This window comes from Streptomyces humidus, assembly GCF_014649655.1.
Taxonomy (GTDB): domain Bacteria; phylum Actinomycetota; class Actinomycetes; order Streptomycetales; family Streptomycetaceae; genus Streptomyces; species Streptomyces humidus.
This window is the reverse complement of the sequence record NZ_BMTL01000079.1, coordinates 1-10,364: the sequence shown is the minus strand read 5'-3', so window position 1 is coordinate 10,364 and position 10,364 is coordinate 1. Positions and strand designations below refer to the sequence as shown.

7 protein-coding genes are annotated in these 10,364 nt (G+C 70.6%); 4 read left to right on the top strand and 3 right to left on the bottom strand.

The window, feature by feature from the left end:
- Positions 1 to 206: 206 nt before the first annotated feature.
- The 3 genes from IE239_RS40770 to IE239_RS40760 all read right to left on the bottom strand — a co-directional run bounded on the left by IE239_RS40770 (position 207) and on the right by IE239_RS40760 (position 4,166).
- Positions 207 to 1,244: an SPFH domain-containing protein gene (locus IE239_RS40770; protein WP_190154502.1), complete on the bottom strand. Its 1,038-nt coding sequence runs from the start codon at positions 1,242 to 1,244 to the stop codon at positions 207 to 209.
- 4 nt (positions 1,245 to 1,248) lie between these two features.
- Positions 1,249 to 1,680, bottom strand: coding sequence for an NfeD family protein (locus tag IE239_RS40765; protein WP_190154501.1), 432 nt, complete (start codon positions 1,678 to 1,680; stop codon positions 1,249 to 1,251).
- A 506-nt stretch (positions 1,681 to 2,186) separates the two neighbouring features.
- A complete protein-coding gene (locus IE239_RS40760) occupies positions 2,187 to 4,166 on the bottom strand; it encodes an ABC transporter ATP-binding protein (RefSeq protein WP_190154500.1) in 1,980 nt (659 codons plus the stop codon).
- A 267-nt stretch (positions 4,167 to 4,433) separates the two neighbouring features.
- Between IE239_RS40760 and IE239_RS40755 the strand changes: the two genes are divergently transcribed.
- The 4 genes from IE239_RS40755 to IE239_RS40740 form a co-directional block, all read left to right on the top strand.
- Complete coding sequence (locus tag IE239_RS40755; RefSeq protein ID WP_190154499.1) at positions 4,434 to 6,386, top strand: SMI1/KNR4 family protein; 1,953 nt, start codon at positions 4,434 to 4,436, stop codon at positions 6,384 to 6,386.
- Between the two features lie 254 nt (positions 6,387 to 6,640).
- Complete coding sequence (locus IE239_RS40750) at positions 6,641 to 6,847, top strand: hypothetical protein (protein ID WP_190154498.1); 207 nt, start codon at positions 6,641 to 6,643, stop codon at positions 6,845 to 6,847.
- A 115-nt stretch (positions 6,848 to 6,962) separates the two neighbouring features.
- Complete coding sequence (locus IE239_RS40745; RefSeq protein ID WP_190154497.1) at positions 6,963 to 7,223, top strand: hypothetical protein; 261 nt, start codon at positions 6,963 to 6,965, stop codon at positions 7,221 to 7,223.
- A gap of 2 nt (positions 7,224 to 7,225) precedes the next feature.
- A partial coding sequence (locus IE239_RS40740) for a WXG100-like domain-containing protein (protein WP_190154496.1) occupies positions 7,226 to 10,364 on the top strand: 3,139 nt, incomplete at its 3' end.

Sequence of the window (10,364 nt, the reverse complement as noted above, 5' to 3'; positions counted from 1 at the left end):
CAGCGGCCACCATAAACAGCGACGATCCCGGCAGCGGAGGCCAGGGCCAGATCACGGAGCGTACGCACACTCACCGTATTCGAGCGTCACGCTCTGCTATGAAGTGGCGGCTATTACGCGTACCTCCTCCGCCCACCTCTGACACCCGGCCCACCCGGGAAGGGCCGAGGTCCGGCCGGTCGCGCCGGCAGCGGCACCGCCCGCCGTCAACTAGGCGGGCGGGTCGGGGGGTTGTCGGCGGTGACGCCCTCGGCCGTGGCCGCGTCGGCGAGGGCCGCGGCAGCGGCCTCTTCCGCCTGGGCCTTGTCGCTGGCGGCCTGGGCGGCCATGTCGTCCGAGGGCCTCTCGCGGGTGGCCGGTGACTGGGGCAGCGCCTCGGTGAAGGCGCGGGACATGCCCTGGAGCGCGGAGGTGATCTCGCTGGGGATCACCCAGAAGTTGTTGCCCGGACCCTGCGCGAGCTGGGGCAGCGTCTGGAGGTACTGGTAGGCGAGCAGCTTGGGGTCGGGGTCGTTGCGATGTACGGCCTGGAAGACCTCGTCGATGGCTCGGGACTGGCCCTCGGCCTGGAGGATCGCGGCGGTGCGGTTGCCCTCCGCACGCAGGACGGCTGCCTGTTTGTCGCCTTCGGCGGTGAGGATCTGCGACTGGCGCTGCCCCTCGGCGCCGAGGATCGCGGCCCGTTTGTCCCGCTCGGCCCGCATCTGCTTCTGCATGGCGTCCTTGATCGTCTGCGGAGGGTCGATGGCCTTGATCTCCACCCGGTTGACCCTCAGCCCCCACTTGCCGGTCGCCTCGTCCAGCACACCACGGAGCTGGCTGTTGATGGTGTCCCGGGAGGTGAGCGTCTTTTCGAGATCCATCGATCCCACGACGTTGCGCAAGGTGGTGACGGTGAGCTGTTCGACCGCCTGAAGGAAATTCGCGATCTCGTAGAAAGCCGCTCGCGGGTCGGTGACCTGGAAGTACAGAACGGTGTCGATCTCGACGACCAGGTTGTCCTCGGTGATGACGGGCTGCGGTTTGAAGGACACGACCTGTTCCCGCAGATCGATCACCGGATACACGCGGTCGATGTAAGGGATGACGAGGCTGAGACCGGGATTCAGGGTCCGGTGGTAGCGGCCCAGCCGCTCGACGTTGCGAGCGCGCGCCTGGGGCACGATACGGACCGCCCGCACCACGGTGAATACCACGATCAGCGCGACGATCAGGCCGGCGATGAGGAGGGCCGAGATTTCCATGGTTTCAGTCCCGGGGGTAGACGATCGCGGTGGCGCCGCTGATCTCCATGACGTCGACGGTCTTTCCAGGAGGAATCACCAGCGTCTCGTCATAGGCGCGGGCCGTCCACTCCTCACCGTCGATCCGGACCCTGCCGCCCAGGCCCGTCACCTCCGAGACGACGTAGGCGCCCCTGCCGACCAGCGCGTCCACGCCGAACCGCTGCGCCGGGGGCTGTAGGACGTTGCGGAGCGCGATGGGGCGCACGAAGATCACGGTGACCGTGGCGACGACGGTGAACACCACGAACTGCAACGGCAGCGGCAGCCCGACCGCGGCGGACCCGGCGGTGACCAGAGCGGCCGCACTCAGCATTCCGAGCGCGGCGGTCAGGGTGAAGATCTCCGCCGCGGCCAGCACCGCCGCGACGATCAACCAGATCAGCCATGGATCCATTGCGCGCCTCTTCTGACCGGTGGGGGTGCGGAAGGGCCTGACTCCCACCATTGCACCCCGATACGGGACAGCCGGATACCCCTGGGAAGGAATCCCTGCCGTACGACCGGAGATACCCGGTGCGATATGCACCTCAGCAGCCTTTTTCTACCTTTTTCAGCAATCTTACCCATGGCGGAAGACCGGCGCCGGGCTGTCCGGGGCGGGCGGACGTTCTCACGAGAGGCTGCCGTACCCGTACGCGCGGAACGGGACCTCCGACGCCGTCGACGGCTTACGCGTCGGCAGGAACGGCTCCCTCGGACGGCTCCCTCGGACGGCTCCCTCACCAAGGTCGCCGCGGCTGCCGGACTGCCTCCCTTGCCGGAGTCCGGCACGCAGGGCGCAGCCGCGGCGCGGAGAGACCGCCGTCGCGGCCCGGCGTCCCGGAGACCCCTCTCCGGGACGCCGAACCCCCGTGCCGGCGTGACATCGTCAGCGGGCCAGAACGCCCCTGACCGGCTCGGTCACGGAGCACGGGTACCCGTACTGGCGGGCGAAGGCGTTCTGCGGTCCCCCTCCGGCGCCGGGTCGGCCGGGCCGGGCAGCCCGCCGGGACCGGCTCCCGGGACCGGGTGTCCGGAGGCCGGGGGCACGGAGGCCGGGTGCACAGAGGCGGGGTGCACAGAGGCGGGGTGCACGGAGGCCGATTCCGTGCTCTCGCCCAGGAAGCCGCCCGACTGGTGCTGCCACAGCTTGGCGTAGGCGCCGTTCGCCGCGAGCAGCTCCTCGTGGGCGCCCTGCTCGACGACCCTTCCGCGGTCGAGGACGACGAGACGGTCCATGCCGGCGACGGTGCTCAGCCGGTGCGCGACCACAAGGGCCGTACGTCCGTCCATCAACCGCCACAGGGCGTCCTGGACGAGGAGCTCGCTCTCCGAGTCCAGCGCGCTGGTCGCCTCGTCGAGCAGCAGGATCGGGGCGTCACGCAGAATGGCCCTGGCGAGGGCGACGCGCTGGCGCTGACCGCCCGAGAGTTTCACTCCCCGCTCCCCCACCAGGGTGGCGAAGCCGTCGGGGAGTTGGTCGGCGAACTCCGTGACGTGCGCGGCCTCGGCCGCGGCGCGGATCTCCTCGCCGGTGGCGCCGGGCCGGGCGAAGGCGATGTTGTCCCGAAGGCTGCGGTGGAACATGGCGGGTTCCTGCGGGACATAGGCGATCAGTGAGCGCAGGTCGGTCTGGCGCAGCCGGCTGATGTCCTGCCCGCCGATCAGGATGCGTCCGCCGTCGATGTCCGACATCCGCAGCAGGAGCCGGGTGAGCGTGGTCTTGCCTCCGCCGGACCTGCCGACCAGACCGATCCGTGCCCCGGTCGGCACGTCCAGGTCGAGTGCCCGGAAGATCGGCTTCGCGCCCGCGTGGGCGAACGTCACCGCCTCGAAGCGGATGCCCGTGTCCCGCGGCGCGAGCGGTTCGGGTTCCTTCGGGTCGAGCACGGTGGGCGGATCCAGCAGCAGCTCGGTGAACTGCGCGGCCTCGGTCATCGAGCTTTCCAGGCGCCGGTAGATCTGGTTGAACTCGAACATGATCTGGGTCGCGTTGGAGTAGTAGGTGAAAGCGACGACGACCTCCTCCACTCCCTGGCCCGGGCCGCCGAGGGCGATGGCGACCAACAGGCCCAGCACGTTGGTCAGCACGGACATGGGGGCGATCAGGACGTCGACGCGCAGATTGCCGTAGTCCCACGATCTCAGCGTCAGGCGGCGGGAGTCCGCGACACGGCTGCGGTGTTCGTCGGCCTCCCGTCGCTCGGCCGCGAACGCCCGGATGGTCTCCATGTTCACGAGGCTGTCGGCGACGTGGCCGGAGACCCGGGCGATCGCCGCCTCGCGGTCGTTGACGAGCCGCTGCCGGCGACGGATCAGAGGTGTCGCGGCTCCCACGGTCAGCACGATCATCACCAGAAGGCCGACGACGAGCATGGGCTCGTAGCTCCACAGCACCACGGCGCCGAACACCAGGGGGACGACACTTCCCACGATCCGGTACGTCACCGTGTCGACGAAGTCCTCGAAGCGCTTGCCGAAGCTCAGCACCCGTTTGGTCAGGGAGCCGGCGAAGTTGTCGTGGAAGAACGCCGCGTCCTTGGCGAGGAGTTCGTCCATGCCGCTCACGTACAGGTGTTCCATACCGAGGGCGTCCACACGGTTGAGGCAGTGCTGCCCGACCCGCCACACGGCCTCGGCGAGCAGCAGCGTCACACCGAAGCCCAGCACGTACGGCAGCGCCGAGGCGAGGGTGAGACCGGCGTCCCCGGCGGCCTGTCCTGCCAGTTTGGCGATCAGCAGGGGGGCGACGTAGCGGATGCCGATGTTGCCCACGGCCGGCAGCAGCAGCGCGGGCAGGGCCAGTCGTCGTAGTCGAAGCAGTTCCCGTCCGTAGCGGCGCAGTGCCAGAACGACCGCGCTCCTGCCCGGCGTCGGCCCTTGCGTATCTGTTGTCCCCATCACGCTCCCGGAAGTTCGGAAGTCGGAAGTGTCCCGTCGAAGGAGGCCCCCAGTCCAGGCATTTACGGCGGACCGGCGATAACCGGACATCGCGCGCTCGGCGTACGCAGCGGACGTGCCACCGGCGCGGAGTGCGCCGGCTCTTCCCTCGACCGGGCAGGGCGCGGGCCACGCCGGCAGCGCTGCCGTGCCGTTCGCGTGCACGAGGCGCTGCCGGTCGCAGCGAGCGGCGGAGCCCTGTCAGTGGTGGGTGGCAGCATCGGACACATGACGGACACCACGGCATTCGACTGGCGGGCCTTCCTTCTCAAGTGGAGCGAGGAGTGGGCGAGTTCCCTGTCGGACGACGAGACGCGGAGCGAGGACGACGAGGCCGCGCGACGGGCCGGGTGGCTGGGGTTCCCACCCGCGTCGGAGGAGCGGATCGCGGCCATGGAGGAGCGTCTCGGCCGCCGGATGCCCCCGTCGTACCGGGAGTTCCTGAAGGTCAGCGACGGGTGGCGGCACGCGGGCGGGTTCGTGTGGCTGCTGGCGGGGACCGAGGACGCGCGCTGGCACCACGACGAGTCGGGACTCACGGAGTCGTTCGAGGAAGACCTGGACGAGGACGCCGGGCCCGAGGAGCGGCAGGAGGCGGGCATCTGGCGGCGCGGGCTGCAGCTCGACGTCGAGTCCGACATCACCTACGTCCTGATGGATCCCGAGGACGTCGGCGAGGACGGCGAGTGGGCCGTGTACACATGGTCGAGCTGGCGGGCCGCGCCCCCCGAGCGGCACGCGAACTTCCTCGAGTTCATGCGGGAGATGCACCGGGAGTTCCACTGCCTGCGGGCGCACCGGGCCGACGGGGAGCCGGTGTTCGACAACGACACGACGCGGAATCTGGACGCTCTGGTGGAGGAGGCCCGGCTGGAGGCGCTGCGCGGCGGCTGGGAGCGGGCCGGGAAGGCGCTGGACGAGGCCAAGGGGTACGGCAGACCGCGTGCCGCGGGGCTGGGCGACCAGATACGGCGCCTTCTCGGACAGACCTCCATGGTGTATTTCGACGGCTTGGCGACGGATCCGCGGTACGCGCCCGAGCTGCTGCCGCCGCTGGTCGCCGAGCACGCGGCGCACTCGTACCGGGACGACTCCACGCTGATGTTCTCTCTGCGCGGCGCCGACGACGACCTGGTGTCGCTGGCCTACGCGACGCTGGATCAGGTGAGGAGCGGCACGTACCGGTACACCGCGGCCGGACCGTTCGGGGAGGCGGTCGAGCGAGCGCGGGAGCTGGCGCGGTGGGGTGACACCGACGGGGCATGGCGGACACTGATGGATGCTCTGCCTCTGTGGGAGCCGCTGGGACCGGACCACCTGGCGCCCCTCGGGTGGGTGGCCGACCCGGTGCTCGGGCCGCTGCTGACCCCTGAGCGGGGTCGCGAGCTGCTGTCCGCACCGAGAGGAGAACAGGCGGGCGAGGCGCCTGGGCCGACGGCGGGCCTCGACCCCGACGGCCTGGCGTGGCTCGCGGAGCCGGACCCGGGCAACAACCGCACGTCCTACCGGTTCGTCCTGGTGGAAGGGGTGGAGCCGGAAGAGCTGTCCGGACGCCTCGCGGACGGGGACGGCGCCGTGCTGAGCGAACCCATGACGCTCTGGGACGCGCGCCACAGACCACCGCACAGCCGGACGGAGTTCTCGTCCTACGAGGACAGGGCGCTCATGGCGGTCGGCCGGGCCGGGACCGGCTGGTGCTTCGCCTTCGAGGGCGATCCCGCCCCGTTCGACCGACGGCGGTTCGTCTCCCCGGCCGCGGCTGCCAGCGAGGGCACCCGCGCGGTGGTGGTGTGGAGCGGCCTGAGGGCGCGGCACGGAGAGCCGTTCTTCCACCTTTCGGTGGCACGGGACGGCGCCGAGCAGTACGCGTTCACGTACGCCGGCGGAGAGATCCGGCAGAGCGGGGAGATACCGCGGGCGCTGGACCCGCACCGGTTCTTCGGGGCCCTGGCGGACGGGGCCGAGGCGGAACGGCCGCTGCTGGAAGCGGTGACCGGGGAGTTCGGCGTCCGTCTCCCTCGTCACGCCCTCACGAACGGGCGACTGCACACGTTCCGCTCCCGCTCGTGGACGCGGCCGCCCAGGGACGGCGAGACGTACGCGGTGATCCGCATGCACCTGGAGGAGCCACGCCCCGCGGCCGGCGGGCGGACAGGAGACGACGGACCGGGGCAGAGCTAGACATTGGTTCCGATGTGGCTCGGTGGTCGCAGTCGCTCGGTGACCTGGTGATGCGTGACGGGTGCACCGATGGTCCGGTGTGCCGGATCGCGCAGGTCATCGCGAGGCCCCGAGGGGCTCCACGGTCAGCTCTTACGCACACACGCCTGCCTAAGATGCCGAAACCCACGGTCGGTGGCGTCCGCTTGCGTCCGCGGCCCGGGGCGTCGCCGCCCGTCGCCGCCTCGCGTGCACCTGGCTCAGGAGGTTGGAAAGTGTCACGGCAGGTGCCCATGGTCGGCAAGGACGACCGGGCTGCTTTCCGCACGGTCGGCGAGGCGCGGGCGCGGGCGCGCAACGGAGCCGTGATCCGCGTGGGCCGAGACCGCTGTCCGGAGAGTCCCGCCGTCCGCGCCAGAGTGACCGGCGTCGCCGGCGGCGGCCGGGACAGCGCCGAGCTCCTTCCCGGCCAAGGGAGTTGACCAGGTCGTCGAGGACCAGGCCAACGACTGAGCCGCCCGACGGCGGCCATCAGCAGACCCAGTCCCGTCGCGGCACGCGAGGGACGACGCACACAGCCCGACCCGGAGGCCGATCATGGCTGGCAACTCGTTCCGAGCGAACCCCCGCCTCACCTGTGGGGGCGTGGTGGGCATGCGGAGCATCGCGGAGCAGGCGCACGCGCTGGTGAACGATCCGGCCGGTCGGCACGGCATGCTCACCGGACGGGCCTGCGTCGACGACGGCCACGCCAGGCGGGTGGGACCGCGGATCCGCAAGATCTACCAGCAGACCACCGCCTCAGGGCAGCAGGCCACCGGCGCCGCCGAGGCGTCCGAGTTCGGCGGCAGGCGCTGACGATGGGCGATCTTCGTGTTTCTGATGAGTTCAACGCGGTTCTGATTGCGCTGATCGGTTCTGCTCTGCCCCAGGCGAGCGAGACGGGCGCGAAGGAGAGCAGCCGGAAGCTGTTGGAATTCGGGCGTCGGATGAGGGCGCTTGAGAACGACATCAATTATTCGGTGCAGCATGTCGGCGATTCGTTGCCGGGTGATGCGGGTCGTTCTTATGTGCGGGCACTCTCGGTGCTGACGGGCGCGAACGGGGGCACGAATTATCTGCAGGAGTATCAGAAGAGTCTCCGGGATGTCGCGGCGGGGCACCGCGATCAGTCGCTGAATATTCAGGAGAGCAAGTGGCAGATCATCGCGGAGTTGATCCGTCTGGTGATCGAGCTGACGATTCTCGCGGCGACGGCGTGGATCAATCCCGCGGCTGCGGGTCAGGCGGCTGCGGCGAAGGCGCGCAGTACTACGGCCTTTCTGACGACGCTGGATCTTTTTCTGCGGCGGACTCATTTGATGCCGAGTCTGAGTGAGGCGTTGGAGGAGGCTTTTCAGACGCTGGTGGTGCGTCTGGGGCTGATGGCGTTCAATTCGCCGGACATGAAGCCGCACGGTGTGGACTGGCGTGCGATCGGGCAGAGTGCGGCGATCGGTGGAGCGGCGGGTTGGCTGTCGGGGCCGTTGCGGGGGTTCGCGGACTCGTTCAACGGTCTGTTCGGCAGGGAGATGAGCCGTGATCTGGCGAAGGATCTGCCGGGGGATCTGACGAAGGCGGGGCGGGATCTGCCGCCGGGGGTGAACGGACCGTCGGTGAATGCGCCGTCGGTGCTGGACCGGGTGTTCCAGGCGCCGCGCAGGGTGTCGGAGTTCGTCGCGGACGGTCTGACGGAGGCGTTGCCGGAGACGTTGCTGGCGATGGCGTTCTACGGGGTGCCGTTCTCGTGGAGTGCGTTCGGGACGAGTTTCTGGACCGCGGGGGTGAGCCAGTTCAGTGAGGGCTTGCTGCACCACGGGGTCGAGGAAGGTGTCACGGGTCTGCGAGAGGCGACGCGGGATGCAATGGCGGAGGGAACGGGAGGGCAGTCCTCCGATCTGGAGCGGAAGGGGGCGTCGACCGGGGAGCCCGGTTACGGGTTGAAGGCGTCGCAGACCTCGGGTGGGCTGGCGGAGGGTTCCGGCGGTGTCAACGGCCTGACCGCACTGGGGGGTCTGGCCGGTGTCACGGCGCCGGGCGTGCAGCGCATCTCCACTGTGAGCGGGGGGAACGGTGTGCACCTGGCGGACACCGAGCACTCCGCCGAAGGCACCCCGACCGGCACCAGGCGAGCCACGACCGGCACCGGGGGCACCACGCACTCCGGTGGTGAAGGCGCCGCGACCGGCACCGGGGTGCGCAACCGGGCGCCGGAGGAGGCGGACCGCGTCGTCACGACGTCCGGCGACCATGCCGTTACCCCGCAGCGGACCGAGAACGGGGTCCACGACGTCGGCACATCCGCCGACGGCGACACCGGGACCACCGGTCGGCTCCCGGCCGACGCGATGTCGCAGGCCGCCATCGCCGCGGCCCCGGTCATGGCTGCGACTTCGGGCACGGCCGGTTCCGTCCCCGCCGCTCCGGAGGCGCAGCGGTCCACGGCCGCCGATTCCCATGAGGCGGACCGCTCAGCGCCGTCGAACTCCTCGAAACCGGCTCGGACGACCGGAACCGAGCCCTCGCAGAGCGGCAACCCGACGACAGCCACCACGGGCCAGGCCGGGGACAGGACCAGCACGGCTGCGGGCACGAGGAGCGTGAACAGTCCCGCCCCCGAGGCGACCGAAGAGCCCGGGACGGCACTGCCCCCGACGGCGACTGCCCGGCCGACCGCCACCGGTTCGCCGCAGATCGCCCGCAGCGCCACGCCGCTGTCATCGGACACGGCCCGGATCGCGACCACGGCCACGACCGCGACCACGACCGCGACCGTGACTACGGACGGCAAAGAGGCGAACCGCCGGTCGACGGCCGACACGATCGCGACGCCCCTCGGGGAGGACGGCACGTCCCCGCTCGAGGCAGGGCGCCGACCGGCAACGGCATCCGACGCCACCAGCCGCGGCGACCGGACGGTCGTCGGGCCCAGGTCGGAGCCCAGGTCGGAGCCCGGGCCGAGCGCACACGCGCGGGGCGCACACTCCGCCGGTGACTCCCGAGCCGTCGCCGTTCCTCCGGCCGGCCTTCCGTACGGCACCGAGACGGATGCGCCGGACTCGGTGGCGCGGAAGCAGCAAATGCCGTCGGCGGGGGCGGGTGACCGGGTGCCGGACCCGTCTCCCGTGAATGTCGTGTCCGAGACCGATGGGATGCGTTCCGGCAGGTCTTCCGAGCCCGTCGCTCCGGTGGCTTCCGAGCCCCCGGCCACGGAGCCGGCGGGTTTTCGGCCGTTGGATCCGGATGAGGATCTCTTCGACAGGGTGAACGGGCGACTTCGTGACATGTCGCGGGGGGAGGTGAGCCGGGAGGAGTTCGAGCGGATCCGTCAGGAGATGGTCGACGAGGGCTCATGGCTGCCGGGCCTGTCGTCGGTGCAGCGAGCGAGCGAGATCGCCTACGCGGCCGTGGGGCAGGACGCGCCGCGGCTGCGTGGGGGCATGGTGCCGGGCGGGTCGCGGCGGCAGGGGCGTGGCCGGCCACCGCAGCAGGTGCCGACGGCGTCCTCCTCGCAGCAGGGGTACGCGGTGCCGACGGCGTCCTCCTCGCAGCAGGGGTACGCGGTGGCGGGGACGTCGGCTGCGGGTTCGTCGTCCCAAGCCTGGCAGTCGGTGCCGTATGCGCAGGTGCCGGGGACCTCTTCCTGGCCGGCGGTGGTGCAGGGGAGTTCGAGCAGCGGTCAGTCGGCCTACGTCTACGTGCAGCAGGGCGTCGCTTCTTCCTATCCCGCTGTCTCGTACGAGGGGCCGGCGGTGCAGCAGGTGCAGTGGATCGCCCCTGCTCAGGCTCCCGTTGTCATGGCTCAGCCCGCCGTCTCGGGAACCTACTTCCCCGCCACGGGGGCGTACGCCGGCGCCACCGTGCCCGCCACCGTTCCCGCTTCGGTTCAGGCGCCCGCAAGGAAGATCACAGCGGATGCCATGGAGCGTTTCTATGGTCAGTACGCCGGAATGTTCTCCC

What these genes read in the sequence shown, in the direction of transcription:
- IE239_RS40770 (WP_190154502.1), bottom strand. Translation starts at nt 1,244, where the DNA reads ATGGAAATCTCGGCCCTCCTCATCGCCGGCCTGATCGTCGCGCTGATC.
- IE239_RS40765 (WP_190154501.1), bottom strand. Translation starts at nt 1,680, where the DNA reads ATGGATCCATGGCTGATCTGGTTGATCGTCGCGGCGGTGCTGGCCGCG.
- IE239_RS40760 (WP_190154500.1), bottom strand. Translation starts at nt 4,166, where the DNA reads ATGGGGACAACAGATACGCAAGGGCCGACGCCGGGCAGGAGCGCGGTC.
- IE239_RS40755 (WP_190154499.1), top strand. Translation starts at nt 4,434, where the DNA reads ATGACGGACACCACGGCATTCGACTGGCGGGCCTTCCTTCTCAAGTGG.
- IE239_RS40745 (WP_190154497.1), top strand. Translation starts at nt 6,963, where the DNA reads ATGGCTGGCAACTCGTTCCGAGCGAACCCCCGCCTCACCTGTGGGGGC.